Genomic DNA, 19,457 nt, shown 5'->3' with positions numbered 1-19,457 from the left:
ATCTCACGATGAGTAGAACGTTCTACTAAAACGTTCTACCTACAATAACAGCGCGACAAAAAGCGCATCTTCGGGGGAAATCAGCATGAGTCTGATATCAGGGTTTGTTAAATCGCTGTCTAAATTATCGATGATTGGCCGCGCATTAATGCTGCCAATTTCACTGTTGCCTGCCGCAGGCTTATTACTGGCTTTCGGCGACAAATTCCACCTGCCGCTAATGATGAACGCCGGCGGGGTTATTTTTGATAACCTGCCGATGCTGTTCGCCATTGGCTCTGCGGTCGGACTGGCGTCCGAATCGGGCATTGCTGCACTCTCCGCTGCGGTATCGGTGTTTGTTACCAACATTACGATCAGCACCATGCTCAGCATCACGCCGGAAATGGCGTCGCAGGGCGGCAAATATGCCATGGTGGTCGGCATTCCCACTTTGCAGATGGGCGTCTTTGGCGGCCTGATTTGCGGTATTCTCGCCGCCTGGTGTTACAACCGCTTCCATACGCTCCAGTTGCCCGAGTTCCTTGGCTTCTTCTCCGGAAAGCGCTTTGTCGCCATTGCCACCGCGTTTCTTTCTTTTGTGCTCGGCCTGCTGCTGCCGTATGTCTGGCAACATATTCAGGCAGGCATTGATGCACTGTCGATTATCGTTAACGGCGACAACCAGGCGGCATCGACCTTTATTTTTGGTCTCGTAGAACGTGCGCTGATCCCGCTCGGCCTGCACCACATCTGGTATCCGTCGTTCTGGTATTCGTTTGGCGATTACACCACGCAGACAGGCCAGGTTATCCACGGCGATCAGACAATCTGGTTCAAAATGCTGGAAGACGGCGTGAAATCCTTCAGCAGCGACACTTACCAGAATGCCGGTAAGTTTATGCAGGGCGAATTCCCGCTGATGCTGTTTGCGCTGCCCGCGGCCTGTCTGGCGATGTACCACGAAGCGCACACGCGCAATAAGAAAATTGCCTTCGGGATCCTGTTTTCTGCCGCGCTGACCTGCTTCCTGACCGGCATCACCGAGCCGGTGGAATTCACCTTTATCTTCGTGGCACCGATCCTCTACGTTTTTAACGCCATCATGGCCGGTCTGGCCTACATGACGATGTACCTGCTGCATGCGCACATCGCCAAATCGTTCTCCGCAGGCTTTATCGACTATCTGTCGTTCGGTATTCTGCCTTCGTTCAACGGCTACCAGACCAACTTCCTTAATGCAGTGATCGTCGGTATTCCAATGGCGCTGATTTACTACTTCACCTTCCGCTTTGTGATCCGCCGTTTTGATGTGAAAACGCCGGGTCGCACCGAAGTTACCGCCACCGCAGACGACAAAACCGACAGTGAACTGGCAACAGAAATCATCGGCCTGCTGGGTGGCGCGCAGAATATCAACTCTGTCGGGTCGTGCATTACGCGTCTGCGTCTGGAAGTGACAAAAAGCGACATTGTGGATAAAGATGGCCTGAACAGTTTAGGCGCGCGCGGCGTTGTGTTTGTCGGCGATAGCGGGATTCAGGTGATTTTTGGCGCGAGGGCACAGTTTATTGCTCAGACCATGTCCACCATGATTGGCAAATAATAAGATACTGACCTGGCGCGCCCAACGCGCGCCATATCAGGGGGATAACCGGGGATGTCAGGGAGCCGCGTTGAAGAAAGTCAGCATTATTGATGTCGCCAGACAAGCGGGCGTCTCCGTTTCCACGGTCTCGCTGGTGTTACGCCAGAAAGGTAAAATTTCCGCTGCGACCATCGAAAAAGTACACGCGGCCATCGCGGCACTGGGTTATGTCCACAATGTCGCCGCCGCCAACCTGCGCGCCAACACCTCCAACCTGATTGGCCTTATCCTGCGCGACTTCAGCGACAGCTTCTCGATAAAAGTCATGGCCAGCATTGTGCAGGAGCTGGAAAAACAGAGCTATATGGTGTTTCTTGGCCAGCCGTTGAATGACGGCGAGCCGCTGGAACGCTGCCTGCTCTCGTTTAAACAGCAGGGCGTGGCGGGCGTGATTTACCTTGCGTCGGACACGCGCTCGCTGAATTTGCCTGCGCAAATTCGCCAGTGTGAACTGCCGCTGGTGGTAGTATCGCAATCTTTGCTTGAAGAGCAGTGTGATGTGGTGATGCGCGATAACCGCCAGGCGGCGACGCTCGCGACGCGCTATTTGATTGAGCACGGCCATCGCAATATTGCCTATATTGGCGGCATAGAAGGCGATTTGATTCGCCAGCAACGGCTGCTCGGTTTTCGCAGCGCGATGACGCAATACGGCCTGGTAGTGCGCGAAGAATCGACGCCGGCCTGTAGCGATGATACTGAAGCCGCCAGCTATGCCACCCGGCAACTGCTGGAAAATAACAACACCATTACCGCGCTGCTGTGCCACTCTCCTGATGCGATGATTGGTTCGATTTCAGGCATCCATCACACCGGGCGTACCGTCGGCAAAGATGTGTTTCTGACACAACAAGTCGCGCTGGTCGGCTTTGAAGATATGCTGCACGTTAATCTCACCTCCCCTTCTTTTACTTATGTCTCCTCGGCCAGTGAAGAGACCGGGCGTCAGGCGGCAAGTTTAATGATGCGCAAGCTCAAAGAGCCAGACCTGCAAACCCAGCGCATCACCCTTTCCGGGCAGCTTATTGCGCGCGAGTCTGCATAATTATGCCGGATGGCGGCTACCCGCCTTATCCGGCTTACGGTTCCTGCTTCTGTATTACTTACGACGCCAGGTGGTTCCTTGCGGGCCATCTTCCAGCACGATCCCCATCTCATTGAGGCGATCGCGCGCGGCATCTGCCGCTGCCCAGTCTTTCGCTTTACGCGCATCCAGACGCTGTTGGATAAGCTGTTCGATTTCCGCCACTTCGCCATCATCCGCCTGCGCACCGCTTTGCAGGAACAGATCAGGGTCCTGCTCCAGTAGCCCCAGCACACCGGCCAGCTTGCGCATATGGGATGCCAGCGCATTCGCCGCGTGGGCATCTTCCGTTTTCAGGCGGTTCACGTCGCGCGCCATATCAAACAGCACCGAGTAGGCTTCCGGCGTATTGAAGTCATCGTTCATCGCGTCCACAAAACGCGCTTCGAAGGATTCACCACCGTCGGCTGCCACGGATGCATCCGTACCGCGCAGCGCGGTGTAGAGACGCTCCAGCGCAGAGCGCGCCTGCTTGAGGTTCTCTTCACTGTAGTTCAACTGGCTGCGATAGTGGCCCGACATCAGGAAGTAGCGGATGGTTTCCGCGTCGTAATAGTTCAGCACATCGCGCACGGTAAAGAAGTTGCCAAGCGATTTAGACATCTTCTCGCGGTCAACCATCACCATGCCGGAGTGCATCCAGTAATTGACGTATTCGCCGTCGTGCGCGCAGGTGGACTGCGCAATTTCGTTTTCATGGTGCGGGAACATCAAATCTGAACCGCCGCCGTGAATATCAAAATGCGTACCCAACTGTTTGCAGTTCATCGCGGAGCACTCAATGTGCCAGCCCGGACGCCCTTCGCCCCACGGCGACGACCAGCTCGGCTCACCCGGTTTGGACATTTTCCACAGCACGAAATCCATCGGGTTGCGCTTAACGTCCGCCACTTCTACGCGTGCGCCCGCTTGCAGTTGATCCAGATCCTGGCGCGAAAGCTGGCCATAAGTGGGATCGGTTGGCACGGAGAACATCACATCGCCATTATCGGCGACATAAGCGTGACCGCGTTCAAGCAGGCGTTCGGTAAGCTCAATAATTTCGTGGATATGGTGCGTCGCACGCGGCTCGTTGTCCGGGCGCAGGATATTAAGCGCGTCAAAATCCTTATGCATTTCGGCAATCATTCGGTCAACCAGCGCGACGAAGCTTTCGCCGTTCTCATTGGCACGCTTGATAATTTTGTCGTCGATATCGGTGATATTACGCACGTATTTCAGCTTATAGCCGAGAAAACGCAGGTAGCGCGCAACCACGTCGAAAGCAACAAAAGTGCGCCCATGGCCGATATGACAGAGATCGTAAACAGTGATACCACACACGTACATGCCGACTTCCCCGGCATGGATAGGTTTGAATTCCTCTTTTTGGCGCGTCAGTGTATTAAAGATTTTTAACATCGAAGATTCCGTGTAGACGTGTGTGGACTGAAAACCGCATATAGTACCCGTAATTCAAACCCGAAGCAGCACACTTTGCAAGGTGATCCAGCCTCGCGGTTATGCTATAACAAGCGATTATCTCTGGCCCACATCCGGGTCGAAGCACCACACTATCAGAACAGGATGCAATTAATGGTCACTTTCCACACTAATCATGGCGACATCGTAATCAAAACCTTCGATGACAAAGCGCCTGAAACAGTTAAAAACTTCCTGGACTATTGCCGTGAAGGTTTCTACAACAACACGATTTTTCACCGTGTTATCAATGGTTTTATGATTCAGGGCGGCGGTTTTGAACCGGGCATGAATCAGAAAGTCACTAAAGATCCCATTCAAAACGAAGCCAACAACGGTCTGAAAAACACCCGTGGCACGCTGGCAATGGCGCGCACTCAGGCTCCGCACTCCGCTACCGCACAGTTCTTCATTAACGTTGCCGACAACGACTTCCTGAACTTCAGCGGCGAAAGCCTGCAAGGTTGGGGCTACTGCGTGTTCGCCGAAGTAGTTGAAGGTATGGACGTGGTGGACAAGATCAAAGCAGTTTCTACCGGCCGCAGCGGTATGCATCAGGACGTACCGAAAGAAGACGTCATTATTGAAAGTGTGGACGTCAGCGAGTAATTCGTGGCGACACTCTTTATCGCAGATCTCCATCTGCACACAGAAGAACCGGCGATCACCGCCGGTTTTCTGCGTTTTTTAGCGGGAGAGGCGCGCCAGGCCGATGCGCTCTATATTCTGGGCGATCTTTTCGAAGCCTGGATTGGCGATGACGATCCCACCCCGCTGCACCGCCACATCGCGCAGGCGATCAAATCCCTCGTCGACAGCGGCGTGCCCTGCTACTTCATTCACGGCAACCGCGATTTTCTGCTCGGCAAACGCTTCGCCCGCGAAAGCGGTATGCAGTTATTGCCGCAGGAGAAAGTGCTCGATATCTCTGGGCGCAACGTGCTGATTATGCATGGCGATACGCTGTGTACCGACGATGTGGGCTACCAGGCGTTTCGCGCCAAAGTCCATCAGCCCTGGCTGCAACGGCTTTTTCTTGCCCTGCCGCTGTTTATTCGCCACCGCGTGGCCGCAAAAATGCGCGCCGGAAGCCGCGCCTCCAACAGCAGTAAATCGCTGGCAATCATGGATGTGAACCCGCAAGCGGTCATTGAGGCGATGGAAAAACACCACGTACAGTGGTTGATTCATGGCCATACGCATCGCCCGGCAGTCCATGAACTGACCGCCAATAACGCGCTCGCCCGGCGAGTCGTATTAGGCGCATGGCACAGCGAAGGCTCGATGGTACGCGTCACTGACACCGATGTTGAACTGATTCATTTCCCTTTCTGAGCGCCAGTAACAAACCCCGACAAATGCCGGAAACATCGCCGCGCAACCGTTTTCCTTCGTGTTTTTACGTGCTATTCTCTGTGCCCTCTGATGTAGTCTGAAGCACACCCACAGGAGTTTTGAGACGCATGTCCTCAAGCAACCAACCGGCGCGCATCGCCATTGTTATGGGCTCGAAAAGCGATTGGGCCACCATGCAATTCGCCGCAGAAATCCTCGATACCCTGAATGTCCCGCACCATGTCGAAATCGTCTCCGCACACCGCACCCCCGATAAGCTCTTCAGTTTCGCCGAAAGCGCTGAACAGAACGGTTTTCAGGTGATTATTGCCGGTGCTGGCGGCGCGGCGCATCTGCCGGGCATGATTGCCGCCAAAACGCTGGTACCAGTGCTGGGTGTGCCGGTACAAAGCGCCGCATTAAGCGGGGTTGATAGCCTCTACTCTATTGTTCAAATGCCGCGCGGGATCCCGGTCGGTACGCTGGCCATTGGCAAAGCGGGTGCCGCCAACGCCGCGCTGTTAGCCGCCCAGATCCTCGCCCAGCATGACGACGGGCTGCATCAGCGCCTGGCGGAGTTTCGTCAAGCGCAAACGGATGACGTGCTGGATAACCCGGATCCACGGGGTGCGGCATGAAGCAGGTTTGTGTATTAGGTAACGGTCAGCTTGGCCGGATGCTGCGCCAGGCCGGTGAACCGTTAAGCATTGCGGTGTGGCCGGTGGGGCTGGACGACGCGCCGGAAGCCGTCCCTTTCCAGCAGAGCGTGATTACCGCCGAAATTGAACGCTGGCCGGAAACGGCATTAACCCGCGAGCTGGCGCGCCATCCGGCCTTTGTTAACCGCGATGTTTTCCCCGTTATCGCCGATCGTCTGACGCAAAAACAGCTTTTCGATAAGCTGAAACTCGCCACCGCACCGTGGCAACTGCTGGCGGACAAAAGCGAATGGCCGGCGGTGTTTTCCCGCCTTGGCGAACTCGCCATCGTTAAGCGCCGCGTCGGCGGCTATGACGGTCGCGGGCAGTGGCGTTTACGCGCTACGGATATCGACCAATTACCGGATGACAGTTATGGCGAATGTATCGTCGAACAGGGTATCAATTTCTCTGGTGAAGTGTCGCTGGTGGGCGCCCGCGCCCATGACGGCAGCACCGTTTTTTATCCGCTGACGCACAATCTGCACCAGGATGGCATTCTGCGGGCAAGCGTCGTATTCCCGCAGCCGAATGCGCAGCAGCAAAAGCAGGCGGAATCGATGCTGGCGGCGATCATGCATGAGCTGAACTACGTTGGCGTAATGGCGATGGAGTGTTTCATTACGCCCGGCGGTTTGCTTATCAACGAACTGGCGCCGCGCGTGCATAACAGCGGCCACTGGACGCAAAACGGCGCGTCGATCAGCCAGTTTGAACTGCATTTGCGCGCGGTGGTGGATTTGCCGCTGCCGCAGCCGGTGGTCAACAGCCCGTCGGTGATGATCAACCTGATCGGCAGCGATCTCAATTATGACTGGCTGAAACTGCCGCTGGTGCATCTGCACTGGTACGACAAAGAGGTGCGTCCGGGGCGTAAAGTCGGCCATCTTAATCTCAACGATCACGACACCGCTCGCCTGAGCGCCACGCTGGAAGCACTGGTGCCTTTATTGCCGCCGGAATATGCCAGCGGTATTGCCTGGGCGCAATCAACGTTGTAATGGCGATGCACGCCGGATGGCGGCTGTGAACGGCGCTTATCCGGCAAAATTACCCCATTGCGCTCCCCGCTTTCGGGCGTACAATCTGCGCCAGTTTTTGCAGAAGGACGCCCAATGAACAACGCCACGGATTATCTCGCCATCCTGCGGGATGAAACGCCTCTTATCGATGTCCGCGCACCGGTTGAGTTTGCCAAAAGCGCAATGCCCGCCGCCATCAACCTGCCCTTGATGAACGACAGCGAACGCGCTGCCGTGGGCACCTGTTATAAACGCGAAGGTGCGGACGCCGCGCTGCGGCTGGGCCATAAACTGGTCAATGGCGAGATACGTGAGCAGCGCATAGCGGCGTGGCTGCAAGCCTGTCAAAAATACCCGCAGGGTTACCTTTGCTGCGCGCGGGGCGGCCAGCGTTCGCACATTGTGCAGCAGTGGCTGCGCGAGCGGCAGGTGGATTACCCGCTGGTTGTCGGCGGCTACAAAGCCCTGCGCCAGGCGGCTATCGATGTAACCTACCAGCGCACGCAGCGCCCGTTGTTATTGGTGGGTGGCTGTACCGGCAGCGGCAAAACATTGCTGGTACGCGCGCACCCTAACGGTATCGATCTCGAAGGGCTGGCGCATCATCGCGGGTCCTCTTTTGGCCGCACGGCGCAGCCGCAGCCAGCACAGGCAAGTTTTGAAAACCGGCTGGCGGTCGCACTGCTGAAAGTCACGCCAGAATTCTGGCTGCTGGAAGATGAAGGGCGTGCGATCGGGGCCACTCATTTGCCGGAAATCGTCCGTGAGCGCATGGCGCAATCGCCGCTGGTAGTCGTGGATGAACCGTTTGAGAGCCGTCTTGAACGCCTGCGCGAAGAGTATTTTGTGCAGACGTTGCAGGCTTATATCGAACGCGATGGCGAAGAGGCCGGCTGGGATGCTTATGCGGAGCACCTGCGCCATGGGCTGTTTGCTATCCGCCGTCGGCTGGGGTTACAGCGTTTTGAGCAGCTCAATGTGCACCTGCAATTAGCACTGAACGAGCAACAGCGCAGCGGCAACACCGACAGCCATTTCGCCTGGCTGGCTCCGTTGCTGGAGGCGTATTACGATCCGATGTATCGCTACCAGCTTGAAAAACGCGCCCCGGTCATCCGTTTTCGCGGCACGTTCGCAGACGTTTCCGCGTGGCTGGCGGCGCAGTAATTACCGCCGCAATGTGTAAGCCGGATAGCAACCGCCATCCGGCGAACAATCAATGACGATCGCGTTTATCAGCCCGTTTCGCCAGCCAGTCACCTAACATCTGCACCACCTGCACCAGAATAATCAGCGCCACAACGGTCACGATCATCACCTGGGTTTCATAGCGGTAATACCCGTAGCGGATCGCCAGGTCGCCGACACCGCCGCCGCCAACAATCCCCGCCATCGCCGAATAACCAATCAGGCTCACCAGCGTAATGGTTAAACCGCGCAGCAGACCTGCGCTGGCTTCCGGCAGCAGCACCGTACAAATAATGCGTAGCGGGCTGGCTCCGAACGCTTCCGCCGCTTCAATGATGCCCTTATCCACTTCGCGCAGGGCGCTATCCACCAGGCGTGCGTAAAAGGCAATAGCGGCAACGGATAACGGCACCGACGCGGCGATGGGCCCGATGGTATTGCCTAAAAGCCACTGCGTCAGCGGCAGCAGTAACACCAGCAGGATCACGAACGGCACCGAGCGGATAATATTCACCAGCACCGAGCTAATCAGATAAACCGCGCGGTTTTGCCAGAACAGGTGCCGGTCGGTAACGAAAATCAGGAAACCAAGCGGTAAACCGCCAACAATCGCCAGCACCGTTGAGATGCTGAGCATCTGGAAAGTTTCGCCAAAGGCAAGGCTCAGATCGGCCAATAAATCATCCACGGATCACCTCCACCTGCGCAGTCCGGCTGCGAATATAGTCTACGGCGTCACTCACCGCCTGCGGGCTCTTTGTTGCGGTTAGCTGCACCACCAGAATCCCCAACGCCCGTTCGCCGATATACTCGATTTTGCCGTGCAGAATATTCACCGCCACGCCAAATCTCACCGCCGCGTCGGAAAGCACCGGCTGCTCGGCGGAATCGCCAATAAACAGCACTTTCAATAACTGGCCCGGTAAATGCTGCTGCAAGCGCTCCGGCAGCGTCAGGTTGAGGGTATGCGACACCAGTTGCTGTGTGAACGGATGCTGCGGATGGGCAAAAATATCAAACACTTCGCCCTCCTCCACTACTTTGCCAGCGGACATCACCGCCACGCGATCGCAGATGGATTTGATCACATTCATCTCATGGGTGATCAGCACAATGGTGATGCCCATCTGCTCGTTGATCTGTTTGAGCAACGCGAGAATGGTGGCGGAGGTTTCCAGATCCAGCGCCGAGGTCGGCTCATCGCACAGCAACACATCGGGATGATTGGCAATCGCGCGGGCAATGCCAACGCGCTGTTTCTGCCCACCGCTGAGCTGCACCGGATAGCGGTTCGCTTTATCGCTTAAGCCCACTAACGCGAGGATCTCTGCCACACGCGGGGCAATGTTGCTGCGCGCCCACCCGGCCGCTTTCAGGCTGAACGCCACGTTTTGCGCCACGGTGCGGGTATGCATCAAATTAAAGTGCTGGAAAATCATACCAATACGCTGGCGCGCCTGGCGCAGCGTTACGCCTTCCAGCGCAGAAATGGTCACGCCATTGATATTGACGCGGCCCTCGCCTGGACGTTGCAGCGCATTCAGGGTGCGCAGCAGCGTACTTTTTCCCGCGCCGCTGGTGCCGACAATGCCAAAAATTTCCCCGGCGGCAATGCGCAGCGAAACATCGTCGACCGCGCGCGTTGCGCCTGAACTGCCGCGCCCAGTGGGGAAATCGACGCAAACTTTCTCTATTTCAATCATGCCAACCTCAAACGGCAAAAAGCAGGCCGTAGCCTGCCTGTTAACTCAGCCGGATTATTACTTCTGATCCGCGGTCTGCATCCAGTCTGGTTTCTGGAAAGCGGTAAAGATGTTTTTCGGATCGTCAATCACCGCGCGGTAAGCGGGCGATTTCACCACCTCAACAATGTCTTTGGCGAAGGGCTTACCGGCATCTTCACTGCGCACGGCGATGATATTTTTCAGGTTCTCATCCAGGTGCTCCTGTTTGAGCGCAGTATTGAGATCCATCCCGGCGGCAATCGCAAAGTTACCATTAACCAGCGAAGCGGTAACGCTATCCAGTGTACGCGGCAGTTGCGCGGCTTCCAGCGGTTTAAATACCAGCCCTTTCGGGTTGCTGGCGATATCGCGCTCGGAGGCTTTGGTGGGGTCAATGGAATCTTTAATGGTAATAAGCTCCAGCGATTGCAGGAAACGCAGCCCGCGCGCCAGGTTGGTCGGGTCATTGGAGAGCGTCACGATGTCGCCCTTTTTCAGCTCATCCAGGCTTTTGATTTTGTGGGAGTAAAAACCCATTCCCGCCGTGGGTACTGAAAGCAATTTGGTTAATTTCAGCCCTTTGTCGGCGGTGAATTTATCGAAATAGAGGCTGTGCTGGAACAGGTTGGCATCGATGCTGCCGTTTGCCAGCGCCATATTTGGCTGGACGTAATCGCTGAATTCCCGCACCACCACTTTATAGCCCTTCGCTTTTAGCGAGGGGGCAATGGCCTGTTTCACCATATCGCCGTAAGGGCCTGGTGCCACGCCAAAAATGATGGTGTGCGGATCGCTGCTGGCGTGGGCGAACGGTAAACCACAAACCAGAAGTAGTGCGCCGAAAAGCGCGCGTAAGCTGAGACGCTGTCCCATAAATTCTCCCTAATGCGTTGGTGTGCTGTGTGACGCGCCATGCAGTGCGGCGCGTTCAATGTTCACGTGTAGATAAGGCCGGGGAATAAGATGGCACAAAGCCAGCGCAGCGGTAATTGAAAAAAATTCAACTTGTTGTGGAGAGAGTAACAAAACGCCGGATGGCGGCTGCGCCTTATCCGGCCTACACGTTGTAACGAAACCGTAGGCCGGATAAGCGTTTAGCGCCATCCGGCAATGACATGTGTACGAATCAGAAGTCGTAACGCAGACGCACCAGGTTCATATCACCCAGGTTATCGGTGCTGGAGGTGAATACGTGTTCGTAATCAACGCGGAAACCGTAATCCAGTTGGAAGGTGATACCCACGCCGTTGTCGATACGCTGGTAATTGCGGCCGCTGGCGAACTCCAGGCGATCCCCCATAAAGTACGGCTGAATGTATTTCACCGCGTACTGCGCAATCGGGAATTTGTAACCGGCAAAGTATTCAACGCCCCAGGCATCGCCCGCGAAGTAATCATGGACATCTTTCTTCTTGGTCAACATGAAGTTTTGATACCAGCCACCGCCAACGGAGAAGGTCCAGTTGTCCGGCGTCCAGCTCAACGCCGTACCGAGAATGGTCTGATCGTAGGATTTGCTGTCGCCGGTGGACGGTTGACGCATATCCGCGCGGGTGTAGTTCCATGCAGCGCCCCAGGTCAAATCGTCCGTCAGGTGATAATCCAGACCTAATGAGCCGCCGCCTTTACGTTTGTAACGGTTGCCGTCAGTTGCCAGATAAGAATCATCATTGAACAGATACGCGGCATAGAGATCCGCATCGCCGACCGTTTTCTTATATTTCAGCATCTGGCGTGAACGATAAGAACCGTCGTAATCGCCTTTGATACCGTTACCTGGCGCCTGGGCTAACATGTCGTAGTCCCAGATATCGGTTTTCGCACCGACCACATCGTAGTAAACGCTGTTCTGCTGACCAAAGGTCAACGTACCCCAGGTTTTACTTTTCAGGCCGGTATAGAGCATACGGCGGGTGGTGTTGGTCGCGGTGTCAGCGTGGTGGTTATCCCAGTCGAACAGTTTCGGGATGTCTACGCCCAGTTCGTAATAACTGACCCAACTAATATCGTCGAACAGGTAGTAATCGGCAGCGAAGCGAAAACGGGTACCGCCATCGAAGCCGTTACGTTTGTAAGAACCTTTATCGCCGTCGCCGGTGAAGTTATTGAACTGCGGACGAATAGAACCGCCAACGGTGAAGTTCAGACGGCTGAGCGGATCGCCTGCCTGCGGATCTTGTTTCAGAACAGTAATTTCTGCTTGTGCTGCGAAAGATGCCAATGCCACTGCTGCGCCAATGGCTGTCGCCAGGGCGCTTGTTTTTATTTTCATGGTTTTTCCTTGGGATAGACACAGCTAATAGATTATTAGCCGATCGGATAATATCTGTTATAAGCCTCTATTTGGTGTGGTTTTTTTAATGTTTTGTGCTGCTAAACATTTACTCGGTAAATGTTTACACCTTGAAATGAAAACACACCGGTTGAATTACCGGTGTGTTTTTTTAGGCAGGGTTAACCACTAAACTGGCGAAACAGCGCTTTGCCTTTTAACAACCGGGTACCTAACCAGCCACCGCACAACGAGAGCAGCAGCGCACCGCACAGCGGTAACGTTACCCACAGCCGCCAGTCCGGCTGCCACGGGAAATCAAACACGCGCGTTTGCAGCATCAAGAGTGCCGTTTCCGCACCGATCGCCGCCACCAGCCCGGAAACCAGACCCAGCAGAGCAAACTCACACCACAGCGTGGTGCGTAACAACCGCTTGCCCGCACCCAACGTCCGGTAGACCACCAGCTCCTGATGGCGCTGGCGCATTCCCACCTGCACCTGCGCCAGTAACAGCAGTACGCCGCAGGCAGTTACCAGCACGACCATCACTTCCAGCGCCCGGCTCACCTGCTCTAACACCTGGCCGACCTGTTTCAAAATTGCGCCAATATCCAGCAGGCTGACGGTGGGAAACTCGCGGTTAAGCAGCGTCAACATGCCGTTGCCATTCTGCCAGCGGAAACTGGTCAGAAAACTTTGCGGCTGGCCGTCGAGCGCGCCCGGCGGGAAGATAAAGAAGAAGTTTGGCCTCAGGCTCTCCCAATCCACCTTGCGCAGGCTACTGATTTTGGCGCTGAACTCTTGCGTATCGCCCATAAACGTCACCGTATCGCCGAGCTTCAGGCCAAGGCGCTCGGCCAGCCCCTCTTCCACCGAAACTTCCCCCGCTTTCGGCGGCCAGCGTCCGGCGGTCACCGGGTTGTGATCCGGGCGCTGCTGTTGCCAGGTCAGATTCAGCTCGCGGTTTAACGCTTCATCGGGATTGCCCTCCGTCGACTGGCCGTTAATCTGCGTCATCCTTGCCCGCACGACCGGGTAGAAGGATTCCGGGATCACCTGGTGATCGGCAAGAAACGCTTTCAACGGCGTCACCTGTTCAGGGGCAATATTGAGAAGGAAGTAGTTCGGGCTTTCCGGTGGCAGTTGCTGCTGCCAGCGATCCAGCAGATCGCCGCGTAACACCAGCAGCATCGCCAGCAACATAAAGGACAAAGAGAACGCGGAGAGCTGGCTGAGCGTCGACCACGGCTGGCGCAGCAGACGATTCACCGCAAGGCGCAACGGCAACGCTTTCAGCGTCAGCCGTTTCAGCACATTTAACAGCAACCAGCCAGCTACGCCGCAGAGAAACGCCAGCACCACCGCGCCCGCCAGCACCGCCCACAGCAGCATGCTGCCGCCCATCAGCCAGGCCAGCAACAGCACGGTGACGAGACAAATGACCGGGATATAAAACTTAAGCGGCCAGACATTCGCCACGGCATCACGGCGCAGCACGCGTAGCGGCTGCGTTGCCAGCAGCAAACGGTACGGACGCAGCCCCACCAGCAGTGAAATCACCCCCATTGCGCCCACGGCCCACAGCCACGGCCAGCCGCTTGCGGGCGGCAGTGCGGCGGGCAGCACCGGTTTGAGTAGCACCATCAGCACTTTTTCAAACAGTAATCCCATTGCGCCACCGGCGATCACCGCCAGACCAAGCACCATCAACCACTGGCCGACAATCAGCTTACGCAGTTGCGCGCGACCGGCACCGAGGGTTTTGAGAACCGCCACCAGATCGTAACGGCTGCGGCAGTAGTGGCTCATTGCCACGGCAACCGCAGCCACCGCCAGTAGCAGGGTTAATAGCGCCGATAACAGTAAAAACTGCTGCGAACGTTGCAGGGATTTCCCCAGCGCACTTTCGTCCTGCTCCAGGCCATACCAGCGGTGCTCGGGTTTAAGCTGCGGCAACAGCCATTTTTCATACGCCTCTAATTGCGCAGGCGTACCGCCAAATTTCGCCCGCCAGCTGACGCGGCTGCCCGGCTGTACAGCACCGGTTTTCGCCACGTCGGCCATGTTCATTAATAAGCGTGGCGCCATCTGGAAAGGGTTAAAACCGGAATCCGGCTCCTGAATCACTTCTCCGGCGATGCGCAGCGTGGCGTCGCCGACATCAATCGTATCGCCGGTTTTCAAATTAAGCAGCGCCATCAGGCGCGGTGCCAGCAACACTGTCCCCGCCTGTGGTTTCAGCCCGGCCGGGCGAGTTTGCAATTCGCCATATATCGGGTAGATATCATCCACGGCTTTCACGCTCGCCAGTTGCGGCGTGTCGCCGGCAAAGGTCATGGTGTTAAAACTGACCTGCTCGCTGACTTTCAGCCCGTTTTTGCGTGCTTCATCCAGCCACGACTGTGGGATTTCACGCGAGCTACGCAGTGCGCGGTCACCGGCCATAAATTCCCGGCTCTGCTGGCTCAGCCCCTTTTCCATACGATCGCTGATATTGCCGAGCGCCAGCACGCAGGCCACCGCGAGGCTTAACGCCATCCAGACAATCAGCAGCGACGGTGAGCGCCACTCGCGCCAGAACCAGCGGGCAATCATGCTTCCTCCCGCAGTTCGCCGTTGAGAAGCCGCAGACGCCGGTCACAGCGCGCAGCCAGTTGCGGATCGTGGGTGACCAGCAGCAGCGTAGTGCCAAACTGGCGGTTCATGGAAAAGAGTAAATCGGCAATTTTGTCGCCGGTTTGCCTGTCGAGATTGCCGGTCGGCTCATCGGCAAACAGCACTGCCGGACGGCCATTAAAGGCGCGGGCCAGCGCCACGCGCTGCTGTTCCCCACCGGAAAGCTGCGCCGGAAGGTGATCGAGGCGCTTGCCCAGCCCCAGCTCTTCCAGTAACGCCTTCGCGCTGTTGCGGCTTTCTGCGCTATTTTCGCCACGAAGCAACGCCGGAAGCTCGACGTTTTCCAGCGCGTTGAGGGTGGGAATTAACATAAAGGATTGAAAGACAAAGCCGACATTCTGCGCCCGCAGTTGTGCGCGGGCTTCTTCATCCATCGCATGTAACGGCCTCCCGAGCAGGTGCACCTCCCCGCTACTGCCGTCGTCCAGCCCGGCGAGGATCGCCAGCAACGTCGACTTACCCGAGCCGGACTCGCCAATCAGCGCAATGGTCTCGGCTGGTTTGACAACAAGCTCAACTCCGGTAAGGATGGAGAGTTCATGCTCCCCCTGACCGACGGACTTCTTAAGATGATGAACTTCAACAATGTTTTCCGCTGGCATTTGCCCTTCCTGTTTTTGCTTTTGTTAACCTTTCGCGCCGCGGCGGCGGACACGTTACTGATTCTTGGCGACAGCCTGAGCGCCGGTTACCGCATGGCGGCGAATACCGCCTGGCCTGCGCTGCTCAATGATAAGTGGCAACAGCAGCCAAAAGTGGTGAACGCCAGCATCAGCGGCGACACCTCGCAGCAGGGGTTGTCACGCCTGCCCACGTTACTTAAAGAGCATCAACCACGCTGGGTGCTGGTGGAGCTGGGCGGCAATGATGGTTTGCGCGGTTTCGCCCCGCAGCAGACCGAACAAACCTTGCGCCAGGTATTACAGGCGGTGAAAGCCGCCAACGCCGAGCCGCTATTGATGCAAATACGGCTGCCCGCGAATTATGGACGTCGCTATAATGAGGCGTTCAGCGCCATTTATCCCAAACTTGCCAAAGAGTTGGATGTTCCTCTGCTGCCATTTTTTATGGAGGAGGTCTATCTGAAACCGCAGTGGATGCAGGATGATGGTATTCACCCCAATCGCGATGCCCAGCCATTTATTGCCGACTGGATGGCCACGCGACTGGCTCCTTTAGTTAATCACGACTCCTGAATGTTCAGGCGTGACGCCAGGTAAAGTTATGCAAAAAACGGTCTTAATAACAGGATGTTCCAGCGGTATCGGTCTGGCAAGCGCACGCGAGCTCAAGCGCCAGGGGTTTCGCGTGTTGGCGGCCTGCCGAAAACCCGACGATGTCGCCCGTATGGATCGGGAAGGCTTTACCGGGATTTTGCTCGATCTTGATGACGCAGCGAGCGTCGATCGCGCAGCGGACCAGGTGATCGCCCTGAGCGAAAACCGTCTGTATGGGATCTTTAACAACGCCGGTTATGGCGTCTATGGCCTGCTGGCCTCCATCAGCCGCGAACAGCTTGAGCGGCAGTTTTCGAGCAACTTTTTTGGTACTCATCAATTAACCCTGCGTTTACTGCCCGCCATGTTGCCCCACGGTGAAGGGCGCATTGTGATGACCTCGTCGGTGATGGGGCTGATTTCATCGCCCGGGCGCGGAGCCTACGCCGCCAGTAAATATGCCCTGGAAGCCTGGTCAGATGCGCTGCGCATGGAGTTGCGCCACACCGGGATCAAAGTGAGCCTGATTGAGCCCGGCCCCATCCGTACCCCTTTTTTCGACAACGTTAACCAAATGCAAAGCGATAAACCGATAGAAAACCCCGGTATCGCCTCACGTTTTACTCTCGGGCCGGAGGCGGTGGTCGCCAAAGTGCGCCATGCTTTTGAAAGTCGCCATCCTAAATTGCGCTATCCGGTCACGCTGGTGACCTGGGCCGTCAGCCTGATGAAGCGGCTACTGCCGGGGCGTATGATGGATAAAATTTTGCAGGGGTGAGTTGAAGGCACAGCGCCTGTCCCCATCTCTACTACTTAACAGAAAAACAGAGAATTCCCCATGTCCGTACAGAATATCGTCAATATTACCGAAGCGAACCTGCAACAAGTGCTGGAACAATCCATGACCACGCCGGTGCTGTTCTATTTCTGGTCAGAGCGCAGCCAACACTGCCTGCAACTGACGCCGGTACTGGAAACCCTGGCCGCGCAGTACAACGGGCAGTTTATTCTGGCAAAAGTGGATTGCGACGCTGAGCAGATGGTCGCCTCGCAGTTTGGCCTGCGCGCCATTCCAACCGTTTATCTGTTCCAGAATGGTCAACCGGTCGACGGTTTCCAGGGACCGCAGCCGGAAGAAGCCATTCGCGCGCTGCTCGACAAAGTGCTGCCGCGTGAAGAGGAACTGAAAGCGCAAGAGGCTATGCAACTGATGCAGGAAGGCAAGCACGCGGAGGCGCTGCCGCTGCTGAAAGAGGCCTGGCAGCTTTCAAATCAGGACAGCGAAATCGGTCTGCTGCTGGCAGAAACGCTGATTGCGCTAAACCGCGCCGATGAAGCCGAAACGGTACTGAAAACGGTGCCATTGCAGGATCAGGACACCCGTTATCAGGGGCTGGTCGCGCAGATCGAGCTGCTGAAAAAAGCCGCCGACACGCCGGAAATCCAGCAGTTGCAAAAACAGGTCGAGGAAAACCCGCAGGACGCACTGCTGGCCACACAACTGGCGCTGCAATTGCACCAGGTGGGGCGCAATGAAGAAGCGCTGGAGCTGCTGTTCAGCCATCTGCGTAACGATCTCTCTGCCGCCAACGGCGAAGCACGCAAAATGCTGCAAGAGATCCTCGCCGCGCTCGGCACCGGCGATGCACTGGCCTCGAAATACCGCCGCCAGCTTTACTCTTTGCTCTATTAATCCCCCGCTAAATTTGGCGATCGGGCTGTTTTGCCCGCCAAATCGGGCTAAGATGGCATCAAATTAAACAGGAGGTTTTTTTGATGCCAATCGTCATTCTGGTTCTTATCTTTGTCGCGCTGGTTGTGGTTATCTCCGGCGTAAAAATCGTACCGCAGGGCTTCCAGTGGACAGTGGAACGTTTTGGCCGCTTTACCCGAACGCTACAACCGGGTCTGAGCCTGGTGGTGCCGTTTATGGATCGTATTGGTCGCAAGATCAATATGATGGAACAAGTTCTCGATATCCCTTCCCAGGAAATTATTTCCAAAGACAACGCCAACGTCACTATCGACGCGGTGTGCTTTATTCAGGTCATCGACGCGCCACGCGCCGCGTATGAAGTCAGCAATCTGGAGCTGGCGATCGTAAACCTGACGATGACCAATATTCGTACCGTGCTCGGTTCGATGGAGCTGGACGAAATGCTGTCCCAGCGCGACAGCATCAACACTCGCCTGCTGCATATCGTCGATGAAGCCACCAATCCCTGGGGTGTGAAAGTCACCCGTATCGAGATCCGCGACGTGCGCCCACCGGCAGAATTGATCTCCTCAATGAACGCGCAGATGAAAGCGGAACGTACCAAACGTGCTTATATTCTTGAAGCTGAAGGGATACGCCAGGCGGAGATCCTCAAAGCCGAAGGGGAAAAACAGTCGCAGATCCTGAAAGCGGAAGGTGAACGTCAATCGGCATTTTTACAGGCGGAAGCCCGTGAACGTTCGGCAGAAGCAGAAGCCCGCGCCACGCAGATGGTGTCTGAAGCCATTGCCGCAGGCGATATCCAGGCGGTGAACTACTTCGTGGCGCAGAAATACACCGAAGCGCTGCAACAAATCGGCTCGGCAAGCAACAGCAAAGTGGTGATGATGCCGCTGGATGCCAGCAGCCTGATGGGGGCGATCGGCGGTATTGCAGAGCTGGTGAAAGACAGCGCCAGCGAGCGTAAAAAATGATAGCCGCCCTGCTGCTTGATCATACCTATCTCGCCTGGCTGACGCTTGGCGGGTTGCTGCTCGCCGCCGAAATGCTCGGCGGCAACGGCTATCTGTTATGGAGCGGTGTTGCGGCGGTTGTCACCGGCTTGCTGGCATGGGTCATTCCGTTTAGCTGGGAGTGGCAAGGCGTGCTGTTTGCCGTGCTGACGATGCTTGCCGCCTGGCTGTGGTGGCACTGGCTTTCAGGACGAGTAAAAGAGCAAAAACCCGCCGACGCCTCGCTCAACCTGCGCGGGCAGCAACTGATGGGACGCCGTTTTCAGCTCGATAGTGCGCTGGTGAATGGTCGCGGTCATATGCGCGTGGGCGACAGTTCATGGCCGGTGAGCGCCGAAGACGATCTCGCTGCCGGAACGCGCGTTGAGGTGATTGCTGTAGAAGGCATCACCTTACGTATTAAAGCGGTAAACGAATAGCC

At 56.3% G+C, this 19,457-nt stretch carries 19 protein-coding genes; 12 read left to right on the top strand and 7 right to left on the bottom strand.

The window, feature by feature from the left end; translation table 11 throughout:
* Positions 1-85: 85 nt before the first annotated feature.
* On the top strand, positions 86-1,585 hold the full coding sequence (locus Q5705_10180) for a PTS transporter subunit EIIC (protein ID WLI78876.1): 1,500 nt from the start codon (positions 86-88) through the stop codon (positions 1,583-1,585).
* A gap of 70 nt (positions 1,586-1,655) precedes the next feature.
* Entirely contained in the window at positions 1,656-2,672 is a 1,017-nt protein-coding gene (gene malI, locus Q5705_10175) for a Mal regulon transcriptional regulator MalI (protein ID WLI78875.1), read from the top strand.
* Between the two features lie 54 nt (positions 2,673-2,726).
* On the opposite strand, the gene cysS is transcribed toward malI, so the two are convergent.
* Entirely contained in the window at positions 2,727-4,112 is a 1,386-nt protein-coding gene (cysS, locus tag Q5705_10170) for a cysteine--tRNA ligase (protein ID WLI78874.1), read from the bottom strand.
* A gap of 174 nt (positions 4,113-4,286) precedes the next feature.
* Here cysS and ppiB point away from each other — a divergent pair, with 174 nt between their 5' ends.
* The 5 genes from ppiB (at position 4,287) to mnmH (ending at position 8,394) form a co-directional block, all read left to right on the top strand.
* Entirely contained in the window at positions 4,287-4,781 is a 495-nt protein-coding gene (ppiB, locus tag Q5705_10165; protein WLI78873.1) for a peptidylprolyl isomerase B, read from the top strand.
* A gap of 3 nt (positions 4,782-4,784) precedes the next feature.
* Positions 4,785-5,507 (top strand): UDP-2,3-diacylglucosamine diphosphatase, encoded by a 723-nt coding sequence (gene lpxH, locus Q5705_10160; GenBank protein ID WLI78872.1) that lies wholly within the window; start codon positions 4,785-4,787, stop codon positions 5,505-5,507.
* Positions 5,508-5,635: 128 nt separating this feature from the next.
* Positions 5,636-6,145: a 5-(carboxyamino)imidazole ribonucleotide mutase gene (gene purE, locus Q5705_10155; protein ID WLI78871.1), complete on the top strand. Its 510-nt coding sequence runs from the start codon at positions 5,636-5,638 to the stop codon at positions 6,143-6,145.
* The gene (gene purK / locus Q5705_10150; GenBank protein ID WLI78870.1) at positions 6,142-7,206 is read left to right on the top strand and encodes a 5-(carboxyamino)imidazole ribonucleotide synthase; all 1,065 of its coding nucleotides are present in this window, start codon (positions 6,142-6,144) and stop codon (positions 7,204-7,206) included. The genes purE and purK overlap by 4 nt, the downstream gene beginning before the upstream one ends.
* A 114-nt stretch (positions 7,207-7,320) precedes the next feature.
* Positions 7,321-8,394 carry a tRNA 2-selenouridine(34) synthase MnmH gene (gene mnmH, locus Q5705_10145; GenBank protein ID WLI78869.1) on the top strand — a complete coding sequence of 358 codons (1,074 nt, stop codon included), beginning with the start codon at positions 7,321-7,323 and terminating at the stop codon, positions 8,392-8,394.
* A 49-nt stretch (positions 8,395-8,443) separates the two neighbouring features.
* On the opposite strand, the gene Q5705_10140 is transcribed toward mnmH, so the two are convergent.
* From Q5705_10140 to ybbA, 6 genes are all read right to left on the bottom strand, one after another.
* Positions 8,444-9,103, bottom strand: a complete 660-nt coding sequence (locus Q5705_10140; GenBank protein WLI78868.1) for a methionine ABC transporter permease — start codon at positions 9,101-9,103, stop codon at positions 8,444-8,446.
* Positions 9,096-10,118, bottom strand: coding sequence for a virulence-associated ABC transporter ATP-binding protein SfbB (gene sfbB / locus Q5705_10135; GenBank protein WLI78867.1), 1,023 nt, complete (start codon positions 10,116-10,118; stop codon positions 9,096-9,098). The genes Q5705_10140 and sfbB overlap by 8 nt, the downstream gene beginning before the upstream one ends.
* A 57-nt stretch (positions 10,119-10,175) precedes the next feature.
* Complete coding sequence (locus Q5705_10130) at positions 10,176-11,012, bottom strand: MetQ/NlpA family ABC transporter substrate-binding protein (protein ID WLI78866.1); 837 nt, start codon at positions 11,010-11,012, stop codon at positions 10,176-10,178.
* Between the two features lie 253 nt (positions 11,013-11,265).
* Positions 11,266-12,411: a porin gene (locus tag Q5705_10125; protein ID WLI78865.1), complete on the bottom strand. Its 1,146-nt coding sequence runs from the start codon at positions 12,409-12,411 to the stop codon at positions 11,266-11,268.
* 182 nt (positions 12,412-12,593) lie between these two features.
* Positions 12,594-15,008 carry a putative ABC transporter permease subunit YbbP gene (ybbP, locus tag Q5705_10120; GenBank protein WLI78864.1) on the bottom strand — a complete coding sequence of 805 codons (2,415 nt, stop codon included), beginning with the start codon at positions 15,006-15,008 and terminating at the stop codon, positions 12,594-12,596.
* On the bottom strand, positions 15,005-15,691 hold the full coding sequence (gene ybbA, locus Q5705_10115; protein WLI78863.1) for a putative ABC transporter ATP-binding protein YbbA: 687 nt from the start codon (positions 15,689-15,691) through the stop codon (positions 15,005-15,007). Before ybbA ends, ybbP begins: the two co-directional genes overlap by 4 nt.
* On the opposite strand from ybbA, the gene tesA reads away from it, so the two are divergent.
* From tesA to Q5705_10090, 5 genes are all read left to right on the top strand, one after another.
* Positions 15,662-16,285 (top strand): multifunctional acyl-CoA thioesterase I/protease I/lysophospholipase L1, encoded by a 624-nt coding sequence (gene tesA / locus Q5705_10110; GenBank protein WLI79006.1) that lies wholly within the window; start codon positions 15,662-15,664, stop codon positions 16,283-16,285. The genes ybbA and tesA overlap by 30 nt on opposite strands.
* 28 nt (positions 16,286-16,313) lie before the next feature.
* Positions 16,314-17,084, top strand: coding sequence for an SDR family oxidoreductase (locus Q5705_10105; protein WLI78862.1), 771 nt, complete (start codon positions 16,314-16,316; stop codon positions 17,082-17,084).
* Positions 17,085-17,144: 60 nt separating this feature from the next.
* Positions 17,145-17,999, top strand: a complete 855-nt coding sequence (locus Q5705_10100) for a co-chaperone YbbN (protein WLI78861.1) — start codon at positions 17,145-17,147, stop codon at positions 17,997-17,999.
* A gap of 83 nt (positions 18,000-18,082) precedes the next feature.
* On the top strand, positions 18,083-18,997 hold the full coding sequence (locus tag Q5705_10095) for an SPFH domain-containing protein (protein WLI78860.1): 915 nt from the start codon (positions 18,083-18,085) through the stop codon (positions 18,995-18,997).
* Entirely contained in the window at positions 18,997-19,455 is a 459-nt protein-coding gene (locus Q5705_10090; GenBank protein WLI79005.1) for an NfeD family protein, read from the top strand. Before Q5705_10095 ends, Q5705_10090 begins: the two co-directional genes overlap by 1 nt.
* Positions 19,456-19,457 lie beyond the last annotated feature (2 nt).

It is taken from the genome of Kosakonia sp. H02 (assembly GCA_030704225.1).
Lineage (GTDB): Bacteria > Pseudomonadota > Gammaproteobacteria > Enterobacterales > Enterobacteriaceae > Kosakonia.
The sequence above is the reverse complement of the archived record's forward strand: the minus strand, read 5'-3'. Positions and strand labels throughout refer to the sequence as shown.

Bases quoted from the DNA above. Each gene is read 5' to 3' on its own strand.
- Q5705_10180 (WLI78876.1), top strand. From the start codon at position 86: ATGAGTCTGATATCAGGGTTTGTTAAATCGCTGTCTAAATTATCGATG.
- cysS (WLI78874.1), bottom strand. From the start codon at position 4,112: ATGTTAAAAATCTTTAATACACTGACGCGCCAAAAAGAGGAATTCAAA.
- ppiB (WLI78873.1), top strand. From the start codon at position 4,287: ATGGTCACTTTCCACACTAATCATGGCGACATCGTAATCAAAACCTTC.
- purE (WLI78871.1), top strand. From the start codon at position 5,636: ATGTCCTCAAGCAACCAACCGGCGCGCATCGCCATTGTTATGGGCTCG.
- purK (WLI78870.1), top strand. From the start codon at position 6,142: ATGAAGCAGGTTTGTGTATTAGGTAACGGTCAGCTTGGCCGGATGCTG.
- mnmH (WLI78869.1), top strand. From the start codon at position 7,321: ATGAACAACGCCACGGATTATCTCGCCATCCTGCGGGATGAAACGCCT.
- sfbB (WLI78867.1), bottom strand. From the start codon at position 10,118: ATGATTGAAATAGAGAAAGTTTGCGTCGATTTCCCCACTGGGCGCGGC.
- Q5705_10130 (WLI78866.1), bottom strand. From the start codon at position 11,012: ATGGGACAGCGTCTCAGCTTACGCGCGCTTTTCGGCGCACTACTTCTG.
- Q5705_10125 (WLI78865.1), bottom strand. From the start codon at position 12,411: ATGAAAATAAAAACAAGCGCCCTGGCGACAGCCATTGGCGCAGCAGTG.
- ybbP (WLI78864.1), bottom strand. From the start codon at position 15,008: ATGATTGCCCGCTGGTTCTGGCGCGAGTGGCGCTCACCGTCGCTGCTG.
- tesA (WLI79006.1), top strand. From the start codon at position 15,662: ATGAACTTCAACAATGTTTTCCGCTGGCATTTGCCCTTCCTGTTTTTG.
- ybbA (WLI78863.1), bottom strand. From the start codon at position 15,691: ATGCCAGCGGAAAACATTGTTGAAGTTCATCATCTTAAGAAGTCCGTC.
- Q5705_10105 (WLI78862.1), top strand. From the start codon at position 16,314: ATGCAAAAAACGGTCTTAATAACAGGATGTTCCAGCGGTATCGGTCTG.
- Q5705_10100 (WLI78861.1), top strand. From the start codon at position 17,145: ATGTCCGTACAGAATATCGTCAATATTACCGAAGCGAACCTGCAACAA.
- Q5705_10095 (WLI78860.1), top strand. From the start codon at position 18,083: ATGCCAATCGTCATTCTGGTTCTTATCTTTGTCGCGCTGGTTGTGGTT.